The sequence below is a fragment of the Gleimia sp. 6138-11-ORH1 genome (assembly GCF_024814355.1).
Lineage (GTDB): Bacteria > Actinomycetota > Actinomycetes > Actinomycetales > Actinomycetaceae > Gleimia.
This window is the reverse complement of record NZ_JANUXV010000002.1, coordinates 107,905-132,052: the sequence shown is the minus strand read 5'-3', so window position 1 is coordinate 132,052 and position 24,148 is coordinate 107,905. Positions and strand designations below refer to the sequence as shown.

Sequence of the window (24,148 nt, the reverse complement as noted above, 5' to 3'; positions counted from 1 at the left end):
TAGAATCAGAAGTAGCTCTGACCTATCCGTAACCACTGCGTAAGCTAAAATAGCAAGCCGCAGGTACAAGCTTAAGTAGAAGAAGTGACCCAACCTCGTCCCACCCCAGGGGCTACGGTGCCAGGTCCTCCCACGCCGAATGTTTCGCAAACTAAACCGGTAGCTCGGCGAGGATCCTTAACCCGCCCCAGCCCGATTCCCTCCCGCATTGTTCGCTCCGCCGGAGCTTTAGTGTGGCGTCTGGCTGACCGCACGCAAAAACCAGCTTACGGACAACGCTACGATCGCGCAGAGATTGAAGTACTCCTGGTACACCGCCCTCGCTACGATGACTGGTCCTGGCCCAAAGGAAAAGCCGAAGTAAATGAGCCACTTTTGGCTGCTGGCGTCAGGGAAGTAGAAGAAGAAACCGGCATAGCTGTCAGCCTTTACGCTCCGATGACCGCCCAACGCTACCGGCTGGGAATGGGGCAAACTAAGGAAGTCTATTACTGGGTGGGACTGCCAGTAACTGAAGAAAATCTCATCAATACTCGCCCTCCGGTGACACCTGCGCCGAAAAAAGAAATCGACGAAGCCCGCTGGGTAAGCCCCACAGACGCGCGAGAAATGCTAACTAGACGCGGTGACAAACGTCTCTTAGACGACCTGGTCTCCCGCGCAGAAGCCGGGCAGTTAATGACCGCCACTATCGCTCTACTTAGCCACGCGCAATGCAGGGGGCGAAACTATCCAGAAGCATCCCGCACACTTTCACGGGCTGGCACACGCCAATCAATAGAACTTATTGATATGCTCTCTGCCCTGGGAGTTACCCGCCTTTTAAGCGCTCCCGCCAGCCGCTGCAAACGCACCTTAGAGCCCTACAGCACCATCTTAGGAACGGTCGTTTCTGTTGCTGAAGAACTAAAACTCCCCGCGGAACTAAGCTACCTTCCCACCGCGGAAAAAACCGTAGAACCGGAAACAGACTGTTCCGAGGGCGCTAAAGCAGCTGAACTAAAACCAACTAAACGAGTAGTGCCTTCCCCAGCCCTATTCGCCTCCCGCGTCGGCGGACAACTTAAAGTCCCCGCTGTTCCAAAACAGTCGGAAAAAGAACCGGCAGCTGCAACTGTCAAAGATAACTTGCCCGACGATGAGCCTTTAAGAGAGTTTAAAATCATTAAACTCGATAGAACCCAAGAAGTAATCCAAAAGCTTCTAAAACATCCGGGTGAACCACTGGCAATCAGCGCCCACCCGGAACTCATCGAACATATGCTAGGGCCACTGGTGGAAGCTGCTTCAATCAACGTTGCAAGACAATTCCCCGAAGGTAACGATTTTGACCAAACCGCGCAACTCACCATTGTGCACGTAGCCTACCCGAATGCAAATACAGACGCAGCGGAAGTAATCGCGGTAGAAACCCACCGCGTTCCCATCCGCGGTTAGAAACAGTCAAAGACCCGTAGCAGCAGCCATTTCATAAGCACTCAGCTAAGTTGATGAAAGCAAAGTTGATTAAAAGCTAAGTTAATGAAAGCTAAACGCTTAGGCTTCCACTGAAACGGTTACCGGCCCATCATTTGTTACGGCAACCTCCATTTGGGCGCCAAAAACACCCGTAGCTACCGTCAGCCCATAAACGCTGCGAAGCTGCTCAACCACCGCATTGACTAACGGCTCAGCCACCTCTCCAGGTGCAGCCGCCACCCAACTGGGGCGCCGCCCTTTGCGCGTATCACCGTAGAGAGTGAACTGACTGACAACCAAAACACTACCCGCAACTTCTAAAACCGATTTCTCATCCGCCATAATCCGCAAATTAGCAATCTTTCCGGCAATCTTCTTAACCTGCGGTAAGCCGTCACTATGAGTAACCCCAAGCAGCACACAGAGGCCCGGCCCCTCAATCTGCCCCACAACCTGCCCGGAAACCGTAACAGAAGCCCCCTTAACTCGTTGAATTAAAGCGCGCAACTATTCCTCCCGTTTGCGTAAATTAACGCCACGCAGCTCTGATCCCGGACGTTGCGCGGGCGAAGCAGATGACTTTCCCTCCACAGAAACAATCACCTCTTGCAAAGCAGGTACAGTTTCTTCTCCTTGAACCACCTCAAGGGGAATCTCCAAGCCAATCCCACGCTTTACTAAAGCTAAAGCAATCGGCCCTAAATCAGCGTGCCGAGCCACAGAAGTCACCGCACCAACTACACGTTTACCCGCCTGCACCGCCGCCCCCGGCTTCACCTGCACCGACTGGGAACCATCTAACTGTAAAAGAACTAAACGACGCGGAGGCTTCCCCAGATTAACGATTCGTGCCACAGCTTCCTGCCCGCAGTAACAGCCCTTTTGCAAATGAACTGCCGTGCGTAGCCAATCAAGCTCATGGGGAAGTGCTTTAGAATCCACCTCCGAAGCAAAAGCCGGACGTAAATCTTCAATCCGCAAAGCCTCCCAAGCATTACTACCCGCCCAGGGACAATCCTTACTGGTGGTAGGAAGCTCGTCCCACCCCTGTTTAAACTGAGCAAACTCAGCTGCATTAACCAACACAAAAAGGCGCCTGCGATGGGTTGCGGGGTGGATAAAATCAACTGGAGTGTAGGTAGCTCCCCCGGGAGTAACCTCTGGCCAAGGATCTACCCAGGTGAAAGTAGCTCCGGGCAGGGCAAGTAAACTTTCCCGCAGCCGCGGAAGTTTCGCAGTTGAACAAACCGTGGCAACTACTTGAAAGTTCTTTGAAACGTCCTTAACTTCCACTCTTAACATGAACTGCATTCGCTTTAGAAACTCAACTAAAGCAGTGGTTTTAGCGCCCTCGAGAAGCAGCAAAAGCTGCGAGCCATCATCCATAGCGGCGCAGGCAAACTGGATTCTTCCCTGCGGATCTAAAAGTAAAAGTTCACGGCTTTGCCCAGGCTGCAAATCCGTTAAAATCTGTGACGATAAAGTTGTCAGCCAAGAAAGCCGATCAACCCCACAAACCTGCACCACTGCCAAAGAAGAAAAATCTCTCAGCGCACGGCCAGCTTCTAAAGCCCACTGTTCACCCGATAAATCACCGTAATGATGGACTGCCAAAGGCTGCTCAGCATCTAAAACCGCACCCGGTATACCGGCGGTAACTGCCTGCTCACTCATTGATAACCCCCGCTAAAGGTGGCCCATCGGGAAGTAGAGGAATCGGATCAGCCTCGTGAACTTTTGCCAATCTTCCCGAAAGCGTGATTTCAGAGCCTTTAAACTGTAAGGACTCCACCAGGAACAACTCACTTTTAACAATCCCAAGCAGAAGTTGCCCATGCTCTAACGAACGAGCCTGCGCAGCTCCAGCAGAAACATCTAAAGTCAGCTGCGCTCGCGGGCCCTGCACAGTTCCCTGCCACAGAGAAACATTACCCGTGCTAGAGCTGGAAGTAGCTTGGATAAGCATGCCATTAGGTAGTTTTTCGTGGGGGGCAAGTTCCCAGTAACCGCTGGTTTGCCACGCGAGGGAAGTTTTTTCTAATGCAGAAAGCCCCTGCGCAACCGGTGCTTCATTATCTAAAACCACTCCCGGTTGGGTGCGCCAAACGGTTTTTTGTAAGCGTAACTGGTCGCCTTCAACCTGCACACTGTATTCCAACAGGCAGGTGGAAGCTGGGGCAGTGGCAGCAGTTTTTTCAGTTGCCGAGGGCGCGTCAGTATAAACTCCCCAACCTTGCCAAGTTCCCAAAAGCCAAGTTAAGGGAGCAACCTTTAAAGGAAGATTATCGGGAATATGTATCATGCGGGAAACCTTTACTCAGCTATATAGCAGTTGAATACTAATCTGTAGCAGTGGAACTTTAGAATGCTCCGGTGCGGATTAGGACGTAAATGGGCATTACCACCAGCAGGAATTTCATTGCTCCTCTGGCAAAAGCAGCTTTCTCACTTCGGCGCCGCTTATGTTCGCCAAAAAGAGCATCAACTGTAGTGATTACCCCGCCTAAGGCAAAGCCCAGGCTGGTAGTTAAAAATAGCATACCCAGAAGCGGATCTATTTTGGAAGAAAGGGATTCTAAAGCCAAATGTGCGATTCTTTGGAAGTTGCTTAACTGAGTGGCCAGTAAACCCAGGAGCAAGCCAGAAATACTTCCGGCAACCAGTGCTCCAATAGCATTTGTGCGTAAAGTGGAGCCAACCTGGTTACCCACTACCGCTGCCGCCACCATAATGGTGCAAGCTAGCAGGATCGTGGACCACAGTTGAGAAGTTTCTAAAGCCACCCAACCTGAACCGATTATCGCAACTAAAGCGCCAAAAACTGAACTGGAAAGAGACTCAAGCAGATTTAAACGCGGAGCGGAACGGAGAGTTTCAGCAACTGCGGCAATGAGGATACTTAAACCGGCAGAGATACCCGCCCAAGCTAAATCTCCAGTTAAGCGAATCACAATGATATTGATAATCCCGACTAACAAAATCGTGATTAAAGAACTGTTTCGGGTTGGGGCATCCACCAAATCATGCCAGCCGTAAGCGAGGACGACTACGGCAACGGCAACTGTGAAAGTAATGATGTCACGTTGCCCCGTCAGGCCAAAAAATATAGCCATGAAAAGCAGCAGCAGAACTACTGTGGTTGCAGAAAGGTAACGAAGGGGAAGTTTAATAACCCGCCCGAATTGTTCGTTTTCGTTGAGAATATCAAGGAAAAATCGTTTTTTTGTAGCGCTGTGTTTGCCTGTAGAAGCAGAAAATTTACTTTCTTTCACAATTCGATATTCCCATAATGTAGCGGAATCTGGGAATTGGTCTTAGAATTAAAAGTGACATTGAGTTAATAAAGCCCCGGGCTCCAACTTTTGCCACCTAGAGTGGCCTTCGCGCCGACAGGCGCTTTTTAACTCAATGTCCTTTTTATGTCCGCTTTATGCCCGCGCAGGTTCAACGGGCGAATAGTCTCGCTTTCACACAGTTTAGGTAAGCGGAAAATTTAGGGCGGAGAATTTATTTTGAAAAATAGTTTTAGGAACTAATTTGTGTTTTCGGGGCGCCCTCGAAAAGAAAATAATATGTGATCTGCCCCACAACTTGTTTTTGGAGGGGAAGCGCAATCCGCGAAAACTAAGGAAAAAACCGCAGTCACTAGAATTTAACTCCAAATAGCTCCTTAACTTGCGTATGTTTTACCGCAAAACTCGATTAGTCTGGAAGAGCATATGACCATCAATCTAAACGGAGTATGGAAATGCGTTTTAAGAAAACAGAAAAAGGCGACAGCTTCTTTGAACTACTCGCAAAGCAAGCAAAGCTCATGGTACGTGGTGCAGAACTACTCTCACGTATTCCTGACGAAGACTATGAAGGTCGTATCGCCCTACGCAACGAACTACATGACGTTGAACACGCGTGTGACGAAGCAACCCACGCTGTAATCAACAAACTAAACCAAACTTTCGTAACCCCCTTTGACCGTGACGACATTGCCTACATCGCAGGCTGCCTGGATGACTGCATGGACTACATGGACGAAGCAGGAGACCTGATCGTTCTTTACAAAGTAGAAGAACTGCCAGCCGGAATCCGCAAACAGCTCAACGCAATCCAACGCTGCTGCGACCTAACCGCAGACGCAATGCCACGACTGGAAACCCTCGATTCCCTCCGCGACTACTGGGTAGAAATCAACCGCCTCGAAAACGAAGGCGACAAAGCCTACCGTCACACACTGTCTCTACTGTTTGAATCCGACATGGAACCATTGGAAGTAATCAAACTAAAAGACATCATCGCTTGCCTTGAAAAGGCACTAGACAGCTTCGAACACCTGGCAAACGGTGTAGAAACGATCGCAATCAAGGAGTCCTGACCAGTGGATCTGACCCTTATTCTGGTCGTTGTCGTCATTGTTATCGCACTGGGCTTCGACTACACCAACGGCTTCCACGATGCTGCAAACGCAATCGCCACCTCAGTTTCAACCCGAGCCTTAACCCCTCGAGCTGCGCTGGCAATGGCAGCCGTCATGAACTTTATTGGTGCACTTTTAGGAACTGAGGTTGCCAAAACCATTGGTAAAGGCATCATCGACATCAGTCAGTTCACCAGTTCAACAAACCACACAATGCAACTCCACGGGCTGGGCATCATCCTAGCCGCGCTGGTAGGGGCAATCACCTGGAACCTAATCACCTGGTGGTACGGACTACCATCATCATCCTCCCACGCCCTAATCGGCGGTCTGGTAGGGGCCGGCATGGCCTCAGCAACCACCATCTTGTGGCAGGGAATCTTAGACCAGGTAATCATCCCCATGTTCCTCTCCCCACTGGTTGGTTTCGTATTAGGCTACGTATTGATGAAACTACTGCTGGCAGTAGTAAAAACCTTCCCCTACCATAAGACCATGCGCCGTTTCCGCTACGCGCAAACAGTTTCTGCCGCAGCAATGGCCCTGGGACACGGCCTGCAGGACGCCCAAAAAACAATGGGTATTATCGTTATGGCACTTATGGCAGGCGGCTACGGAGCCTCCCACCAAATCGTCGATCCTCTCACCGGAGACTGGGTAGTACCCACCTGGGTTAAACTCGCAGCCGCAGCAGCTATCACCGCGGGAACCTACTCCGGTGGCTGGAGAATCATGCGTACCCTGGGACGTAAAGTAATCGAACTGGACCCCGCCCGCGGTTTCGTAGCAGAATCTGTCGCAGCAGGCGTTCTCTACCTAACAGCCTTCGTATTCCACGCACCCATCTCTACCACCCACACGGTAACTTCCGCAATCATGGGTGTAGGGGCAACTAAACGGCTCTCCGCCGTGCGCTGGGGCGTTGCAGGCAATATCGTAATCGCCTGGTTCCTCACCATACCAGCAGCCGGAGCCGTAGCAGCCATTCTCTACCTGCTACTACACCAGGTAATCCCGTAAACAAATGCGTGGAAAAACCAAAAAACTTCTGGCAGTAGCCGCAGCCAGTGCATTAGCACTAACAGGTTGCGGCTCTGCCGTTGTTGAACTAAGCAAATCAGACTGCCTGGACCTTCCCGAAAACACCCTGGCTTCAGGCGTATTCGACCTGGAAAACCTCACCACAGTTCCCTGCAGTTCCCCCCACAACGCCGAAGTAGTCGATACCCTCCACCTTCCCGAGGGGCCCTTCCCAGGAAACGAAACGATTATTGCACAAGTAGAAGCATTCTGCCCCCAGGCATTTAGCGACTACATCGGAAAAGACCCTAAAGATTCAATCTTTGACCTGGCCCCCCTTTCACCCACCCAAGAATCGTGGGAAAAAGCAAAAGACCGCGCCATCATCTGCTTGGCATTTAGCCAGCATGAAAAAATTTCCGGCACCTTCAAAAACAGCGGACGCTGAAACTACCAGCTGAAAAACCGTAAATCCGCACTCCCCAGCCTTAGCTGACGCCCTGGAAAGAATACCTACCCAGCGGGAAACACGCTCCGGAGGGGCAGTGCGCAGAAAAATAGCTAGCTTTCACTAACGCCCTCGGGAAATTCCCCTAATGGTGAACAAAGAGGAAAACTACTGGCCAGCCCCCTAATCTAGAAATAGAAAATAGGAGGAAAGTATGTTTGAACGGTTTACTGACCGCGCCCGCCGGGTTGTGGTACTGGCTCAAAATGAAGCCCGCTCACTAAACCACAACTATATCGGCACCGAACACCTGTTACTCGGTCTGATTCAAGAAGGTGAAGGCGTTGCCGCCAAAGCCATCGAAATGTCAGAAATCGAAGGAGAAAAAGTCCGCGAAGCCGTTGTGGAAATGATCGGGGAAGGTAAAAATGCTCCCACCGGACATATCCCCCTCACCCCCCGAGCAAAGAAAGTCCTGGAACTTTGCCTCAGAGAAGCCCTGCAACTGGGACATAACTACATCGGCACCGAACATATTCTGCTAGGAATAATCCGCGAAGGCGAAGGCGTTGCCTCTAAAGTGCTGGTGCAGCTTGGGGTAGACCTGGGAGAACTGCGCCAAAGCGTAATTCAACTTCTCCAGGGATTCCAACGTGCCGGAGGCCGCGAAGCCGTGGGGGTAGGCGCGACCACCGCCGACCCACAGCCAGCAAACTCAGCACTTTTGGAACAATTCGGACGTTCCCTCACCGCCGCCGCACGCGAAGGACAACTCGACCCCGTCGTGGGACGCCACCCAGAGATGGAACGCGTCATGCAGATCCTCTCACGCCGCACCAAAAACAACCCGGTCCTAATCGGCGAACCCGGGGTTGGTAAGACTGCGGTAGTAGAAGGCCTAGCGCAAGCAATTGTGCGCGGTGACGTGCCCGAAACTATCCGCGATAAGCAAATCTACAGCCTAGATATCGGTTCACTAATCGCCGGTTCACGCTACCGCGGTGATTTCGAAGAACGCTTAAAGAAAGTGCTCAAAGAAATCCGCACCCGCGGGGATATCATCATTTTCTTCGACGAAATCCACACGCTGGTAGGTGCCGGAGCTGCCGAGGGCGCCATTGACGCAGCCCAAATGTTGAAGCCGCTCTTAGCCCGCGGAGAACTGCAAACTATCGGCGCAACCACTTTGGAAGAGTACCGCAAGTACATTGAAAAAGATGCCGCTTTAGAAAGACGTTTCCAACCGGTTAAGGTAGAAGAACCTTCCGTAGATGAAACTATCGAAATTCTGAAGGGACTGCGCGATCGTTACGAAGCGCACCACCGGATTATCATTACTGACGCAGCTTTAATCGCTGCCGCGCAAATGGCTGACCGCTATATTTCCGACCGGTTCTTACCTGATAAAGCTATCGACCTGATGGATGAAGCGGGTGCCCGGATGCGTATTCGCCGGATGACAGCTCCGCCAGAACTACATGAGCTGGACGATAAGATTGCTGACTTGCGCAGGCAAAAAGAATCTGCGATTGACGACCAGGATTTTGAACTGGCAGCATCTTTACGTGATAAAGAAACTCGCCTGACTGAAGAGCGGATTGAAAAAGAAAAGGCCTGGAGAGACGGCGACGCTGATATCATTTCCGAAATTGGTGAGCCAGAAATCGCTGAAGTGCTGGCCATGTCTACCGGTATTCCAGTTTTCAAGCTCACCGAAGCCGAGTCTCACAAGCTTTTGAACATGGAAGAAGCATTACACCAGCGGGTGATTGGGCAAGACGACGCAGTGCGCGCGATTTCTCAGTCGATTCGCCGGACTCGCTCTGGGTTGAAAGATCCAAAACGTCCCGGTGGTTCCTTCATCTTTGCCGGCCCCACCGGCGTGGGTAAGACGGAGCTGGCAAAAACACTGGCTGAGTTCCTCTTTGATGATGAAGACGCCCTGATTTCCCTGGATATGTCAGAGTTTTCTGAAAAGCACACGGCGTCGCGTCTTTTCGGTGCGCCTCCGGGATACGTCGGTTATGACGAGGGTGGTCAGCTAACCGAAAAGGTTCGCCGCCGACCCTTCTCAGTGGTACTTTTTGACGAAGTTGAAAAAGCCCACGCGGATATTTTCAATGCCCTGTTGCAGATTCTAGAAGAAGGTCGCCTAACTGACTCCCAAGGTCGAGTAGTGGACTTTAAGAACACTATTATCATCATGACCACTAACCTGGGTACCCGTGACATTAACAAGGGTGTGCTAACCGGATTCCAAGCTGCCGGAGCAATGGCAAATGATTACGAGCGGATGCGCCAAAAAGTTAATGAAGAACTTAAGCAGCACTTCCGCCCAGAGTTCCTTAACCGTGTTGATGAAACGATTGTTTTCCCACCTTTGCAAAAGGAACAGATCGTGCAGATCGTGGATCTGATGGTAGCAAAGCTAGCTATCCGCATGGTAGAGCAGGGAATGTTCTTAGAAATGACCGATTCTGCCCGCTCACTGCTGGCAGACAAGGGATACGATCCAGTTCTGGGAGCGCGCCCACTGCGCCGCGCGATTCAACGCGAAGTGGAAGATGTTCTGTCTGAGAAGATTCTCTTCGGTGAAGTGAAAACCGGTGATACGGTGATCGTCGATACTGAAGGAGAGGGTTCAGAAGCACGCTTTAACTTCCGCAAGGAACGCCGCAAGGTGATAGAAGCGCAGGAACCAGAAGGTTCGCCAGAACAGTCAGATAACTAACTGTTAAAGGTTGCGGGTGGAAATCCACCCGCAACCTTTTTATTTAACTGGTTCACTTTTACCAACTAAGCGAGGGGACGCAGTTAGTAAAGTGCAGGAAGCGGGAATGTTCCCTTTTCAAACCCTGCGCAAATCCTTTAATACACTGAAAACAGGTACAAACAAGCTCACCAAATATATAGGACTTTGGTAGACTAAGAACGTTGCGCGAAAGTGTGCATCGAGGCATATGATCAACAATAAGAAAGCAGAGGCCAGAATGGTCAAGTACGTCTACCACTTCTCTGAAGGCGACAAAGAGATGAAAGACCTGCTAGGTGGTAAGGGAGCTAACCTAGCAGAAATGACAAAGCTAGGACTTCCCGTCCCCCCAGGTTTCACTATTTCCACCGATGCCTGTCGCGAATACTACAAAAAAGGCGCTGTTCCCGCAGAACTTCACACTGAAGTAACTAAGAACCTACGTAAGGTTGAAGACGAAATCGGCCGTCACCTGGGAGATCCCGCTGGCCCGCTGCTTTTATCTGTTCGCTCTGGCGCAAAATTCTCTATGCCAGGCATGATGGAAACTGTGCTTAACATCGGCTTAAACGATGAATCCGTAGTTGGCCTAGCAAACTTTGCTAACGATGAACGTTTCGCCTGGGACTCCTACCGTCGTCTCATCCAGATGTTCGGCAAAACCGTTATGCACATTGAATCAGACGGATTCTCAGACGCATTAGACCAGCTGAAAGAAGACCGGGGCGTACACTACGACCACGAACTTTCCGCAGCAGACCTCAAGGGCCTGGTAGCCACTTTCAAAGAAATCTTCAAAGCCGAAACCGGACGCGACTTCCCACAAGATCCGCGCGAACAACTCGACATGGGCATCGAAGCCGTATTCCGCTCCTGGAACACCGAACGCGCGAAGATCTACCGCCGCCGCGAACGTATTTCAGAATCCCTCGGAACTGCAGTAAACGTACAGACCATGGTATTTGGTAACATGGGCGAAACTTCCGGCACCGGAGTTTGCTTCACCCGCGACCCTTCCACCGGACACTCCGGCGTTTACGGCGACTACCTGATGAACGCACAGGGCGAAGACGTTGTGGCCGGTATTCGTAACACTGAACCTTTAGCAACGCTAGGTGATCACGACCCAGCTTCCTACACTGAACTGCTGGGCATTATGCGTAAGCTGGAAACTCACTACCAGGATCTTTGCGACATCGAGTTCACCATTGAACGAGGCAAGCTCTGGATGCTCCAAACCCGCGTGGGGAAGCGCACCGCCGCCGCCGCTTTCCGCGTGGCCACACAGCTGGTAGATGAAAAACTCATCACCATGGACGAAGCTCTTACCCGCGTAACCGGTGCTCAGCTCACCCAGCTGATGTTCCCCCAGTTCGATGACTCGGCTGCTAAGGAACTCCTCACCCGCGCTATGGCAGCTTCCCCAGGTGCAGCAGTTGGCGAGATTGTTTTCAATAACGAGGACGCTGAAGCAGCCGCAGCTGAAGGTCGCAAGTGTATCTTGGTTCGCCGTGAAACCAACCCAGAAGACCTCCCCGGTATGGTAGCTGCAGAAGGTATCCTCACTGCTCGCGGTGGGAAGACCTCACACGCAGCAGTTGTTGCACGCGGTATGGGTAAGACCTGTATCTGTGGCGCCGAAGCCCTGCGTGTTGATGCTGAAGAAAAGACTCTCACCGTAGGCGATCGAGTACTCAAAGCCGGAGACGTAATCGCAATTGACGGTACCACCGGTGAAGTATTCGCAGGGGACGTTCCGGTAGTAGACTCGGTAGTTACCACCTACTTGGCTAAGGGCTTGGAAGCTGGTTTGGCAGCTGCCGGTAACGATGAGCAGATGGCTGACCTGGTTAATTCCGTACACCGCCTGCTCACCCACGCTGATACTGTACGTACCATGAAGGTACGGGCAAATGCAGATACTCCAGAAGATTCCGAACGCGCTATTGAGTTTGGGGCGGAGGGTATTGGACTGTGCCGTACCGAGCACATGTTCTTAGGTGACCGTCGTATTTTGATTGAACGCGTTATCTTAGCTGAAGAAGGCTCAGCAGAACGCCAGTCCGGCTTTGATGCTTTAGAAGAACTTCAAAAGGGCGACTTCCTGCAGATGCTACGTGTCTTGGATGGAAAGCCAATGACCGTGCGCCTGATCGACCCACCACTACACGAGTTCCTCCCTGACTTAACCTCTTTGGAAGTTAAGGTGGCAGTTGCTAAAGCAGTTGATGGGAAAGCTGATCCTGCCGATGAGAAGATGCTGGAAGCAGTCCGCCGGATGCATGAATCTAACCCAATGTTAGGTCTGCGTGGCGTGCGTCTGGGCATCTACCTCCCAGGTTTATTCGACCTGCAGATCCGCGCGCTCACCCAAGCAGCTGCAGATTTGAAGAAGGAAGGTTTGGACCCACGTCCAGAAATCATGGTTCCACTGGTTGGTTCTATCCGAGAACTGGCCATCATCCGTCACAATGCTGAACAGATTATCGCAGAAGAAGCTCAAAAGGCTGGCGTTGAACTGGATATTCACGTGGGCTGTATGATCGAACTTCCTCGTGCTGCGATGACTGCTGAAGACTTGGCTCAAGAAGCTGATTTCTTCTCATTTGGCACCAACGACTTAACTCAGACCGTTTGGGGCTTCTCACGTGATGACGTAGAAGGCGTCTTCATTCCAAAGTACATTGAAGAAGCAGTATTTGGTGTATCCCCATTTGAAACCATCGATAAGCACGGCGTTGGCCGGGTGGTACGCGAAGGTGTTGAACGGGCTCGTTCCACTAAGCCAGAAATCAAACTTGGTGTTTGTGGCGAACACGGTGGCGACCCAGAATCAATCCACTTCTTCCACGAAGTTGGTTTGAACTACGTTTCCTGTTCTCCATTCCGTGTGCCAATCGCACGTTTGGAAGCTGGACGCGCTGCTGTAGGTGGAACCTACTGAACTAAGCGATAGGGTATCACGCTAAAACGGGGGCGGGACTTTCTTAGAAAGTCCCGCCCCCGTTAGTTTATGTTTAACCGTTCGCCGTAGCTTTCGGTTTAATTAACTCAGTGATGGTGGTGGTGTGCTTCTGCTTCCATCGCTTCTTCGTAAGTTACGTGTACGGTGCCGTGTTCGTGTTCGGCTGGAGCATAGATGGAGTAGAGTTTCAGATCTTCATCACCAATGTTGGTTACATTGTGGAACTGTCCGGCTGGAATGAAGATAGCATCATCGTCATTAGCTTCTACATCAAAGCTGAGGTCATCTTCAGCAGGTCCCATCTGAACGCGAGCTTTGCCTTCTTCAATGCGAATGAACTGATCGTGATCATCGTGCTTTTCTAAACCGATGTCATGGCCAGGCTTAATGCTCATTACAGTTAGCTGCATTTCCTGTCCGGTCCACAAAGTGGTGCGGTAGTTTTTGTTAGCTAACGTAGCTTTTTCAATATTCATTACATAAGGATTTGGACCGTGATCAGTCATAGTGACTCCTAAATATTTCGCAAAATTAACTACGGAGTAGTTAATGATTTTCTAAAGAACTTACCCCTTTACCTTACCGCAGATTTTGTAATAAGTCGCAGGATAATCACCGCGGAGGTTCTGTGATAAAAAGAAAATTTCAACTTAAAAAATAGTTACAAAATCCGGTTTTAACCTGCTGAACACTTTGATAGAGCGATACCAAAGTCTCTTAGAACATGAGAGAATAAAAGTAACTATGTAATGAAGGGGTGAGGGTATGCCGTTATTTGAACTTGATGGAGGACAGCTGGTTCCAGCTCAGTTCGGGCGTACAGTAAATGAGGGTATCTCTGCAGACATTTTAGCAAGTGTAAGAGATCAGGTTCTTGAAATAATCGGACGACCGCTCTTTCCAATTACCTGGGAAGAAGATGCTGCCGGGGGGCAACCTAAACTAACCGCCCTGGATCCCTCTGGTCAAGTAGTCAGTGTTGAAGTACTCCCGCTGCTTGACTCCAGCACCATGATTGAATCCCTTTCCCGGCTTGCTGAAACTGCCAATATGGGGTGGAATGAGTTAGCTAACGCCTACCCCGGTGGGATTCATAACTTCCGGTTTGGATGGGCAGAGTTTAGAAACCTCATGCCCCCTTCACCTGCTCCTGGGCCGCGTTTGATTCTGGTCGTTGCAGAAATAGTTCCCGCGGTCCGTCCTGTCTTAGATGTACTGGCAACTTCCGGGGTGGAAGTACACGAACTATCTCTTAGAGAAATGCGCAACGGACGACGTTTCGTTGAAGTGCAGGCAGTTGGCCCACGCCTGTACGGACACAACCCCAACCTACTATTACAAAGCGGCGGGCATCTGGCTTTACCCGGACATGAAGGTTTAAAAGCAACTGAAGAAATCGTGGCAACTGTTGAAGAAACTGAAGCTCTGAAAGCAGATGAACTAACAAAACCCGAAGCTGAACCTAAGTACGCTATCTACGAGCCAGACACGCTGCTTGAAGAAACTGCGCCCCAAGAAAAAGAAGCGACACCAGAAAAACAAGCCGCACCAGAAGAAGAATTAAGCGTCCCTGATTTTCTGCGCTCCGATTCAGCAGGTCGCGCACCTAAACGCAGGCCATCTAACCTACCTAAACGCGCCGACCGGCACACTGGACAGCGTTCACAGGTGCTAAAACTATCATCTGAAGCGCGGGAATCAACTGAAGCAGAAACGACTGCTGCGACCGAATACTTAGAACCAGATCAGATGGGGCTTTATACGATTGCGCAAATCGTAGGAACCGAAATTGAATTAGTGTGGAGTTTTTCCGACGTGGAACGCTTTTATGCGAAACTCAGTCCCGAAGGAGTGATTTACACTGATAAATGGAGCACCACTGACCCTACAGAAGCCGTGCGGTTAATCGGTAGCGTAGTTCCCTTTGACGGGTGGGAAGTTTGGCGACTCGGATCAGTTTCTGGCCCAACCTTAAAAGAAGCCTTAGATGAAATAAACGCAGAGATTAAGACAACTACCCAATCATCTAAACCATCGCAGGAACGGCGCGTAGGCACGCGAGCTAACCGGATTAGGGTAGAGCGTAATCAGGCTAATCAACCATCGCGAAACGGTGGTCGCACTGAGGGGAAACCCATGTTGAGACACCGTCGGTCTCCGCGGCGATTCTAAAATAACTTATAGCTGAAAATTTTTTAGATCTAATCTCTAAAACACTTTGGGGTGGGGGCTAACTATTGGTAGTTAGCCCCCACCCCAAAGTTTACCGTCAGTTATTGAGCGGTTTCCCTCAGCGTGGAGCTAAGGGGATATCACTTAAAGAAATAGGATTATCAGGAAAGACACTCTGTAACCAACGATGCGTAGCTGCCCATAATTCCTGTCTTACCGGTGGGAAAGACAAGGTTAAATCATGTATCCCACGCAAACGGCGGATAGTTACATCAGGCCCTAATGTACCCGCCCGGTAAACCATTGCATCAACATCTAAAACCGTATCGCGGTAGCGAACTTCAGGAGTCCATGTTTCGCCCTCGAAAGAAGCTGTAGAAGCGAAACAAATCACCGGGCAATCCAAATTCAACCCAGCAGCCACCTGGCGGTGTCCCACCGAAACTGCGTGCAACCAACCAGCTAACGTGACCCGATCACCTTTCCACAGGCGATTCGGTTTCCAACCGGTAACAGAAGGATCGTCAGCATAGGGGAGCAGTTCTTCGGGAAGCTCACCCTCATGGTCTTGCCACCCGTCTAATGATTCACTAAAGAAATTGTTCCCACCCACCGGCATCACCATGTGGGGATCAAGCGGAGTAACAACTTCCACTAGCTGCCCAGTTGCATACCGCATCAGCGCAGAGGGGTGTAGTTCCAGCCAAGGAGAATTCAACCAAACACCCGCGAAACGTCCCGGGTAGTTGTTGGCAAAAAGAACGGTGGTTAATCCGCCGGTAGAGTGTGCCATCAGAAGAATCGGCAGATCGTCTCCGATAATATCTAAGGCTTCGGAGATTTCTTCATCATATTCTGAAAGGTCTGTCACCCACCCAAAGATTTGCCCTGGACGTAAAGAACGCCCGTATTTACGCAGATCTAAGGCGTAGAACTGGCCGCCCGCTAAGGCAATGTGGCGGGCTAGTTCGGGCTGATAGAAATAGTCATTCCACCCGTGAATGTAAAGTGCTCTGAATTTAGGTTCAGACGGGGTCCCCGCAAAGGCGTGGGGGTCATTAGCTGCTTCGTGGCGGACTAAGGTAGCGATGTTTTCGCCATCTTCGTCGGGTAGAAGCTGGATTGCTTGAGCCGAGAAACCGTCCCCCAGAATATCTTTAGTCCAGTATCCTGGGCGAGGGACGGGAGTTTCCCCGAATGCTTCTTTTAGATCAAATTCTACTTTCATATACTTAGCCTAGCGTGATTTTTACTGTTTTGTCCCCTTGCCGCTGAGCCTATTTATGGGGAATTTGAGAGTTTGTAGGCAACTTTGCTTAGTTAGTTAAAACTTTGATTTTTCGAGGGCGTTGACGAGAGCTTCAACTAGTCCCAACAGGCCTCGTTTTATTTCGGTAGTAGTATGGGTTTGCGGGGTGTTCCCTTTCGGTGCGAGACGGTTAGGATTACCCGCAGTTAAGGTAGTAAAAGAGCCTGATTGCTCGAGTTTTCCACCGCCCAGTTAGAAGCTGAAATTGAACGCGCAGCGACGCTTTAGCGTGGTGAACTGAAGTTCTGATGATTTGGGAAATATAAAAAGATGGTGTGCCAGCTAAGAGCTAACACACCATCGAAAAGTTCAACTCAGTGATGGTGAGTATTGTAACCAGTTTCTTCTGCCCGTTTGAAGGAAGCAGCAATTTCTGCTTCGGCTTCTTCGCGTCCTACCCAGTGGGCTCCTTCAACAGATTTTCCTGGTTCTAAATCCTTATACACTTCAAAGAAGTGTTGGATTTCAAGGCGATGGAATTCTGATACGTCATCGATATCAGTTCTCCAAGAAGCACGTTGGTCAGCTGCTGGAATACAAACGACTTTATCGTCGCCTCCCATTTCATCACGCATACGGAACATTCCTAAAGCGCGACAACGAATAACACAGCCGGGGAAAGTTGGCTCTTCAAGCAACACCAAAGCGTCTAAGGGGTCGCCATCTTCACCAAGAGTATTGTCGATGAAACCATAGTCGTCAGGATAACGAGTGGAGGTAAAGAGCATACGATCTAGGCGGATACGTCCGGTCACATGGTCCACTTCGTACTTATTGCGGTTTCCCTTGGGGATTTCAATAGTTACGTCGAATTCCACGATATTTCCTTCCTAAAGTTCTGTGACTTCTAGAATACCGCATTAGAGAAGTACAAATGTCGGTCTAAACTAGGAATGGATTACTTTTTTATTACGGGGAGAAATTTATGGTGAAAAAGACGGTGGTTAGTTTCCTCACCGCAGTTGCCTTAATCGGGGGAATTTCCGGCTATTTAGTGGCAGATACCTATGATTTAGTCCCCGGATTTTTAACTTTTAAAGAACCTGAGTTTGGAAAACCTCTCCCAGAACGTGAAAAGGTGCAGGCAGAGACGATTTTGCCTGCACAAATGCGTACCGAGTTACCATCTTTAAAAAACTCCGATCTACTTCCAATCTGGAAAGAGCTGGAAGCCTCCACCGGAGGCAAATGGAATGCTGGCGCTTACGTCATTGACGCCACTACTGGCAATATTGTTTTCGCTGCAAATGAAAAAACCCCGGTAGTCCCCGCTTCAACTACGAAACTCTACACGGCTTACGCAACTTTGAAATCATTAGATCCGCAGAGTCGTTTAGCTACCCGCCTCTACCAAGAAGGCGACACCCTTCACCTGATTGGAGAAGGTGATTTACTGCTTTCTCCCGGTAAAGGAAACTCACAAGAAATCGACGGATACGCGGGTTTAGAAGACCTGGTAACTCAAGCCAGTGAAAAACTAAAAACTGCGTCAGTTAAACCAACAAAGTTAGTGCTTCATACTCAGCTACATGAAGGTCCGGCGCTAGATCCAACGATTAGAGAAGAATATCGAGTTTGGATTAGCCCACAAACGGCCTTTGCGTTTAAAGCGGGAGCAACTTTCAACGGGTACGATCAAAATCCTACGAACGCAGTTGGAAATAGTTTGGCTGACCTATTTGCCAAATACGATTTACCACTGGAAGTTAGTTATCAAGAACAGGCATTTGTGGTGCAAGACCAGCCTCTGGTAGCAGAAGTACATTCGGCAACTATTTTGCAAATTACGCGAATCATGCTGGAACGCTCCGATAATACTTTAGCTGAGCATCTCTGCCGGTTAGCTGCTAAAGCAGAAAGTGGAGCTTCAACTCCGCAGGCAGCTTATACACAACTAGTTGAAACGGTGAAAAAACTACCCATCCCTCACGATGGGTTTGAGATTAAATCCTGTTCAGGTTTAACTGAGGAAAATCGGATTGCACCGCAAACTACCGCTGAGTTTCTTTACCACCTGTGGGCAAAAGGAAATTCCGTAGAAAAACAGATTTTCCGAATGAATCCAGTTTCCGGCTTTTCCGGAACACTTTTATCACGTTTGAACACGTCGGTTACTGCCGGGCGAGTGCAGGCGAAAACAGGTTTAATGGATTCAGCTGCGGCCCTTTCAGGCGTGGTGGTTACCCGCACCGGTCGGCCGCTTATTTTCCACGTGCAAACAGCGGGTGTGCCAGAAGCTGCCTACGCTACCCGCGTTGATTTAGACGCGTTCATCGAAGCGTTGGTCAATCGATGAGGGCTCCCTTTTCAAAAGCATCGCAGCTGGTTGGAACAAAACCCACGCAGGGAGTTAGAGCGGTTTCCTTAGCGGTTAAGAACCTACTTCGGGCAGCCTCCACTCAGGCAATCACCACCTGGCTAGTAGGTTGTTCCGGGGGCGCTGACTCACTGGCTTTGACGGTAGCTACCGCGGATTTGCTCAGCCGCGCGGGAAAGCCGCTTCATGCCGTTATCATCGACCACCAGCTACGAGCTGAATCTGCTCTTGAAGCAACTTCCACCGCCACCCAGTTAGCTACCTTAGAAATTCCTGCAGAAATCATCGCAGTAGAAGTTAATCCAGTTGGGGCAGTAGAAGCGGCAGCGCGGGAAGCTCGGTATCAGGCTTTTCGCGATTACGCGGTGAAACATTTTCCCGGGCAAACCGTGGGAGTCCTCTTAGGACACACCTTAGATGACCAGGCAGAAACAGTGCTACTTAGTTTAGCCCGTGGCGCTGGGACTCGTGCGTTGGCGGGGATTCGTCCTCAGCGGAAGGAAAAGCTGGCTGCAGGCACAGAACTGCATTTTTGCCGGCCACTTTTAGCGTCCGTTCGCCGTGCAGACACAGAGGACTTTTGCCAGCAGCTGGCTTTACAAGTAGTGGCTGACCCCACTAATCAGTTAGATGGTCCCTGGCAAACTGCCGCTGGGCAGCCACTGCCAAGGGTGGCATTACGACACTTAATCATCCCGCAGCTTTCTCAAGTCCTCGGCCAAGACGTAGTCATTTCCCTAGGGCGCAGCGCCCAACTAGCCGAAGAAGACGCCACCTATTTGGACACTTGTGCGCAAGAACGTTTCTTAACTGGCGAGTTTGAAGCTGAGGGGGAAGTGCTGGTTTCCGCCCTCGTGAAAGAAGCAAAACCAATTCGGATGCGATTGTGGAAACTATTATTTGCCCAGCGGTCTAAGGCGATGCTGACAGCTAAACATTTGCAGGAACTCGATCAGCTGGTGACGCATTGGAGAGGGCAAGGACCAATTTCTTTACCAAACGGCTGGCAGGCGCGTCGTAATGACCGGATTGAGAAAACGAAACACGGTAAAGTATGGAAGAAAAATGTTCACCAGCGAATCGTGCTGGAACTTGTCAGTGGTTTAAGAGACAATAACAAAGTAACTAAGAAACATCTACAGGAGGTTAAAGATGGACGCAGCTAGCATGGGAGATTCTCTAAAAGACATTTTCCTAACCGAAGAGGAAATTAAAACTCGCGTTGCTGAAATGGCAGCGGAAATTGATCGCGACTATGCGGGTAAAGACCTACTTTTAGTAGGTGTGCTGCGCGGCGCTGTTATGATTATGGCTGATCTTTCCCGGGCTATGAACCATTCAGTACACATGGACTGGATGGCAGTTTCTTCATATGGATCTGGCACCAAAAGCTCTGGGGTTGTCCGAATTTTGAAGGATTTAGATACGGACATTACCGGTCGCCATGTTTTAATCGTTGAGGATATTATTGATTCAGGTCTGACCCTGTCCTGGCTGAAAGACAACTTAAGCTCCAGAAACCCAGCTTCAGTTGAAATCGCTACTTTACTGCGTAAGCCAGAGGCAGTGCGAGTCGATATTGACGTGAAATACGTTGGTTTCGATATCGCAAATGAATTCGTGGTCGGCTATGGTTTGGATTATGCGGAAGATTACCGCAACCTACCATTTGTAGGAACGCTAGCTCCGCATGTTTATGCCTAAAAAATGAAAGGTAACTGATTAGGTGGCTAAGAAACCGCAAAATTCTCCGTCCTCAGGATCTACTCCTGAAGGGAAGCCTTCGGAAGAAAAAAAGAAGCTAGATTCTCGGAAAATTGGGATACTGCTAATCCCGTTAGCATTATTTAGCATTACCCTGTGGGCTTTGTGGGCTCTATTTCAACCATCAGTTATAAAAACTTCTGAGGCGCTTGAACTATTAAAAGGTGACACTGTGCAAGCAGTGAGCGTAAACGATACCACTCGTTTTGCCACCTTGAAACTAGATAAAGCGTATGTGCATAAGCCGACTCACCCAGAAGACCGTGAAGTTAATCATGGAACTTTTGTGGCTTTCACATTCTCTCAAGACCAGGGTCCAGATGTTCTTAAAATCATCTCGGATAAGAAACTTAAGCAGGGTTATGACGTTTCTAATCCGCAGCCATCATTTTTGATGAACCTGTTTACCCTGATGCTCCCAATGTTTATTTTGGTGGGTATTTTCTACTTCTTCATGACGCGCTTTAACGGCGTTGGCGGAGGAATGTTAGGGGGGAAGAAGAAACGTGACTTCAACAAAGAACGCCCTAACGTACGATTTACTGACGTAGCCGGAGCTGATGAAGCAGTAGAAGAACTTGAAGAAATTAAGAACTTTTTAGCTAATGCTGAACGCTATCAGAAAGTCGGCGCTAAAGTGCCTCGCGGGGTACTTTTATACGGGCCTCCGGGAACTGGTAAAACTCTTTTAGCGAAAGCTGTTGCCGGAGAAGCTGAAGTGCCTTTCTTCTCAGTATCTGGTTCTGAGTTTATGGAACTTTACGTCGGTATGGGCGCTTCTCGCGTGCGCGACCTTTTCGATATGGCAAAAAAGGCAGCTCCGGCGATTATCTTCATTGATGAAATCGACGCAGTTGGACGTCATCGTGGCAGTGGCTACGGGGGCGGTTCAGATGAACGCGACCAAACCCTTAACCAGATGCTAGTCGAAATGGACGGTTTTGATGCGACCACTAACCTCCTGGTAATCGCCGCCACTAACCGTCCAGACGTTTTGGACTCAGCCCTGCTTCGGCCCGGTCGTTTTGATCGACAGATCCCAGTTGATGCACCCGATATGAAGGGGCGTGAAGCGATTCTTCGCGTACACGCTCAGGGTAAGCCCTTAACTTCAGATGTGGATCTGCAACTGATCGCGAAACGCACCCCCGGTTTCACCGGTGCAGACTTAGCAAACGTACTTAATGAAGCGGCTTTGCTCACGGCCCGCAGCCACGCAGATTTGATTGATATGCGGGCAATTGATGAAGCTATTGACCGTGTGTTGGCAGGCCCGCAAAAGCGAACTCGAGTGATGAACGAACACGACCGGGCAGTAACTGCATACCACGAAGCTGGACACGCAATCTGCGCGGCAGCTTCAAGATATTCAGCTCCAGTTACCAAAGTGACTATTCTTCCTCGAGGGCGGGCTTTAGGCTACACCATGGTAATGCCAACAGAGGATCGCTATTCAAAAACTCGTAACCAATTATTAGATGATCTGGTTTACGGTTTAGGTGGTCGTGTAGCCGAAGAACTGGTGTTCCAAGATCCTTCCACCGGAGCTTCTAATGACATTGAGAAGGTAACATCCACAGCTTACGCACTTGTGGCTGACTACGGTATGTCCTCATCCTTAGGGCTGGCGAAACTTGGGAAAGCAGATAGCAATCCCTTCGGGCCAGCTGGGGGAAGTAGAGAAACTCACCCCATGTCACCAGAAACCGCAGCTGCCGTGGATAAAGAAGTCAGAGTCCTGTTAGATAACGCTATGCGTGAAGCCTGGGAAATCCTCTCCCGTAACCGCAAAGTATTAGACACCTTAGCGCAGCGTCTATTGGATGAAGAAACTCTCTTAGAACATGACCTGGCTGAGATCTTCACCGCTTTAGTTAAACAACCAGAACGCCCCGTTTGGAACTATCAGGCAGATGCAGCCGTAGAGGGAGCATTCTTTGGGGAACTACCGAAAGCCGAGACAGATAGTCTAACTGAACAAGCTGAAAATCCGATTACTGAAGTCCCTCATGAAGCTGATCCAAATCAAGCAGGGGAAGGCCACTGACGTGAACTTTGATGAAGCTGCTGCAGAAAAAGCAGTTTTAGCTTTACTGCAGGCAGTGGGTGAAGACCCCCAAAGAGAAGGCTTAGCAGAAACTCCAGCGAGAGTTGCCCGAGCTTGGAAAGAAATACTTTCAGGTTTAAGAGAAGACCCGGCGCAACATCTGGATAAAGTCTTTACCGTTGAAACTGACGAAATGGTACTTGTCAGAGACATTGAGTTTCATTCAGTTTGCGAACATCATTTACTTCCGTTCTATGGGCGCGCACACGTTGCCTACATTCCGCGAAATAACCGCGTCACCGGACTTTCTAAACTGGCGCGTCTGGTAGAAGGATATGCCCGTAGACCCCAGGTACAAGAACGCTTAACCACCCAAATCGCACAGGCTCTGGTAGAAAAACTAGATCCAATGGGAGTCTGCGTAATCATGGAAGCTGAACATATGTGTATGACAATGCGGGGAATTCGTAAACCAGGTGCATCCACCGTAACTTCCAAACTCTGCGGAATCATGAATAATCCTGCAACGCGACAAGAAATGATGCATTTAGTGATGGGTGGCCGGCGCGCATGAAAGAGGACACCTTAAGAAAAGGGGATACCTCAAGAGAGGAAACCAGCTCAACCCAGCCTACCCGCAGACAGGGGGATTTCCCCCAGCGTACTTTAGTGATGGGGATTCTCAACGTCACCCCGGACTCCTTTTCCGATGGGGGCAAATGGAATCAGCTGCCCGCCGCCCTTGAACGAGCCCATTATTTACGCGAGCAAGGTGCAGATTTGATTGACGTGGGCGGCGAATCGACACGCCCGGGAAGTAACCGAATAACAGTAAGTGAAGAACTTAACCGCGTCTTACAGGTAGTGCAAACCTTAGCCGAAAGTGGATTTAAAGTATCCGTAGACACTGTTCACGCACAAACAGCAAAACAATGCGTTATGGCAGGAGCAGCCATCATCAACGACATTTCCGGAGCCTGCTTTGACCCGCAGATGGCTACGGTGATGGCAGAATCTAACGCCCTATGCGTGATTCAACATTGGCGGGGCTTCCCCGGCACTGATTCAGAGCACCTACTCACTCACAACGTGACCAGCACCCTCATCAAAGAACTTAATGAACAGGTGCAGCAAGTACTTACCCATGGAGTAAATCCAGAACAGATCATTATTGACCCGGGGTTCGGATTCGCAAAAGACGTAACAGCTTCATGGCAACTCCTCCGCGAAATTGAACAGGTTAAAGCAGCCTTCGATTATCCGATCCTGCTGGGCACCTCTCGTAAGCGTATGTTGAAAGACTTAAGCCTACAGTTAGCAAACCAAACGCAACCAGTTACCGTTGGAGTTGATGAACTAACTGCAGCTACTTCAGTTATCGCCGCACAAATCGGCGCTTGGGCAGTTCGCGTACACGAACCAGCCGCTAGCCGAGCCGCAATTGAAGTAGTCCACCGCTTACGAACTTAATACAAAATACTTCCC

At 50.0% G+C, this 24,148-nt stretch carries 20 protein-coding genes; 13 read left to right on the top strand and 7 right to left on the bottom strand.

What is annotated here, in order from left to right; all coding sequences use genetic code 11:
* Positions 1-84: 84 nt before the first annotated feature.
* Positions 85-1,437, top strand: coding sequence for an NUDIX hydrolase (locus NXS08_RS04205; protein WP_259137638.1), 1,353 nt, complete (start codon positions 85-87; stop codon positions 1,435-1,437).
* 99 nt (positions 1,438-1,536) lie between these two features.
* Here the strand turns inward: NXS08_RS04205 and dtd are convergent, their stop codons facing one another.
* The 4 genes from dtd to NXS08_RS04185 are packed head-to-tail and all read right to left on the bottom strand — an operon-like array spanning position 1,537 to position 4,730.
* Entirely contained in the window at positions 1,537-1,965 is a 429-nt protein-coding gene (gene dtd / locus NXS08_RS04200) for a D-aminoacyl-tRNA deacylase (RefSeq protein WP_259137636.1), read from the bottom strand.
* Positions 1,966-3,132, bottom strand: a complete 1,167-nt coding sequence (locus tag NXS08_RS04195) for a folate-binding protein YgfZ (protein ID WP_259137634.1) — start codon at positions 3,130-3,132, stop codon at positions 1,966-1,968.
* Positions 3,125-3,760, bottom strand: a complete 636-nt coding sequence (locus NXS08_RS04190; RefSeq protein WP_259137633.1) for a heme-binding beta-barrel domain-containing protein — start codon at positions 3,758-3,760, stop codon at positions 3,125-3,127. Before NXS08_RS04190 ends, NXS08_RS04195 begins: the two co-directional genes overlap by 8 nt.
* Positions 3,761-3,818: 58 nt before the next feature.
* Positions 3,819-4,730, bottom strand: coding sequence for a hypothetical protein (locus NXS08_RS04185; protein WP_259137631.1), 912 nt, complete (start codon positions 4,728-4,730; stop codon positions 3,819-3,821).
* Positions 4,731-5,206: 476 nt separating this feature from the next.
* Here NXS08_RS04185 and NXS08_RS04180 point away from each other — a divergent pair, with 476 nt between their 5' ends.
* The 5 genes from NXS08_RS04180 to ppdK all read left to right on the top strand — a co-directional run bounded on the left by NXS08_RS04180 (position 5,207) and on the right by ppdK (position 13,033).
* Positions 5,207-5,827: a DUF47 family protein gene (locus tag NXS08_RS04180; protein WP_310546943.1), complete on the top strand. Its 621-nt coding sequence runs from the start codon at positions 5,207-5,209 to the stop codon at positions 5,825-5,827.
* 3 nt (positions 5,828-5,830) lie between these two features.
* The gene (locus NXS08_RS04175) at positions 5,831-6,889 is read left to right on the top strand and encodes an inorganic phosphate transporter (protein WP_259137627.1); all 1,059 of its coding nucleotides are present in this window, start codon (positions 5,831-5,833) and stop codon (positions 6,887-6,889) included.
* Between the two features lie 4 nt (positions 6,890-6,893).
* Positions 6,894-7,337 (top strand): septum formation family protein, encoded by a 444-nt coding sequence (locus NXS08_RS04170; RefSeq protein ID WP_259137625.1) that lies wholly within the window; start codon positions 6,894-6,896, stop codon positions 7,335-7,337.
* A gap of 214 nt (positions 7,338-7,551) precedes the next feature.
* Positions 7,552-10,068, top strand: coding sequence for an ATP-dependent Clp protease ATP-binding subunit (locus tag NXS08_RS04165; protein ID WP_259137620.1), 2,517 nt, complete (start codon positions 7,552-7,554; stop codon positions 10,066-10,068).
* Positions 10,069-10,327: 259 nt separating this feature from the next.
* Positions 10,328-13,033 carry a pyruvate, phosphate dikinase gene (gene ppdK, locus NXS08_RS04160; RefSeq protein ID WP_259138034.1) on the top strand — a complete coding sequence of 902 codons (2,706 nt, stop codon included), beginning with the start codon at positions 10,328-10,330 and terminating at the stop codon, positions 13,031-13,033.
* A 107-nt stretch (positions 13,034-13,140) separates the two neighbouring features.
* Here the strand turns inward: ppdK and NXS08_RS04155 are convergent, their stop codons facing one another.
* The gene (locus tag NXS08_RS04155) at positions 13,141-13,560 is read right to left on the bottom strand and encodes a cupin domain-containing protein (protein WP_259137618.1); all 420 of its coding nucleotides are present in this window, start codon (positions 13,558-13,560) and stop codon (positions 13,141-13,143) included.
* 259 nt (positions 13,561-13,819) lie between these two features.
* Between NXS08_RS04155 and NXS08_RS04150 the strand changes: the two genes are divergently transcribed.
* Positions 13,820-15,226, top strand: a complete 1,407-nt coding sequence (locus tag NXS08_RS04150; RefSeq protein WP_259137616.1) for a hypothetical protein — start codon at positions 13,820-13,822, stop codon at positions 15,224-15,226.
* A 118-nt stretch (positions 15,227-15,344) separates the two neighbouring features.
* On the opposite strand, the gene NXS08_RS04145 is transcribed toward NXS08_RS04150, so the two are convergent.
* Positions 15,345-16,454: an alpha/beta hydrolase gene (locus tag NXS08_RS04145; RefSeq protein WP_259137614.1), complete on the bottom strand. Its 1,110-nt coding sequence runs from the start codon at positions 16,452-16,454 to the stop codon at positions 15,345-15,347.
* Between the two features lie 395 nt (positions 16,455-16,849).
* Positions 16,850-17,353 carry an inorganic diphosphatase gene (locus NXS08_RS04140; RefSeq protein WP_259137611.1) on the bottom strand — a complete coding sequence of 168 codons (504 nt, stop codon included), beginning with the start codon at positions 17,351-17,353 and terminating at the stop codon, positions 16,850-16,852.
* Between the two features lie 107 nt (positions 17,354-17,460).
* Between NXS08_RS04140 and NXS08_RS04135 the strand changes: the two genes are divergently transcribed.
* The 6 genes from NXS08_RS04135 (at position 17,461) to folP (ending at position 24,133) form a co-directional block, all read left to right on the top strand.
* Positions 17,461-18,831, top strand: coding sequence for a D-alanyl-D-alanine carboxypeptidase (locus NXS08_RS04135; RefSeq protein WP_259137609.1), 1,371 nt, complete (start codon positions 17,461-17,463; stop codon positions 18,829-18,831).
* A complete protein-coding gene (gene tilS / locus NXS08_RS04130) occupies positions 18,828-20,018 on the top strand; it encodes a tRNA lysidine(34) synthetase TilS (protein WP_259137606.1) in 1,191 nt (396 codons plus the stop codon). The genes NXS08_RS04135 and tilS overlap by 4 nt, the downstream gene beginning before the upstream one ends.
* The gene (gene hpt / locus NXS08_RS04125; protein WP_259137604.1) at positions 20,005-20,556 is read left to right on the top strand and encodes a hypoxanthine phosphoribosyltransferase; all 552 of its coding nucleotides are present in this window, start codon (positions 20,005-20,007) and stop codon (positions 20,554-20,556) included. The genes tilS and hpt overlap by 14 nt, the downstream gene beginning before the upstream one ends.
* A 112-nt stretch (positions 20,557-20,668) precedes the next feature.
* Positions 20,669-22,663: an ATP-dependent zinc metalloprotease FtsH gene (ftsH, locus tag NXS08_RS04120; RefSeq protein ID WP_259138031.1), complete on the top strand. Its 1,995-nt coding sequence runs from the start codon at positions 20,669-20,671 to the stop codon at positions 22,661-22,663.
* The gene (folE, locus tag NXS08_RS04115) at positions 22,626-23,237 is read left to right on the top strand and encodes a GTP cyclohydrolase I FolE (RefSeq protein ID WP_396232246.1); all 612 of its coding nucleotides are present in this window, start codon (positions 22,626-22,628) and stop codon (positions 23,235-23,237) included. Before ftsH ends, folE begins: the two co-directional genes overlap by 38 nt.
* Positions 23,234-24,133, top strand: coding sequence for a dihydropteroate synthase (gene folP, locus NXS08_RS04110; RefSeq protein WP_259137602.1), 900 nt, complete (start codon positions 23,234-23,236; stop codon positions 24,131-24,133). Before folE ends, folP begins: the two co-directional genes overlap by 4 nt.
* Positions 24,134-24,148: the final 15 nt, after the last annotated feature.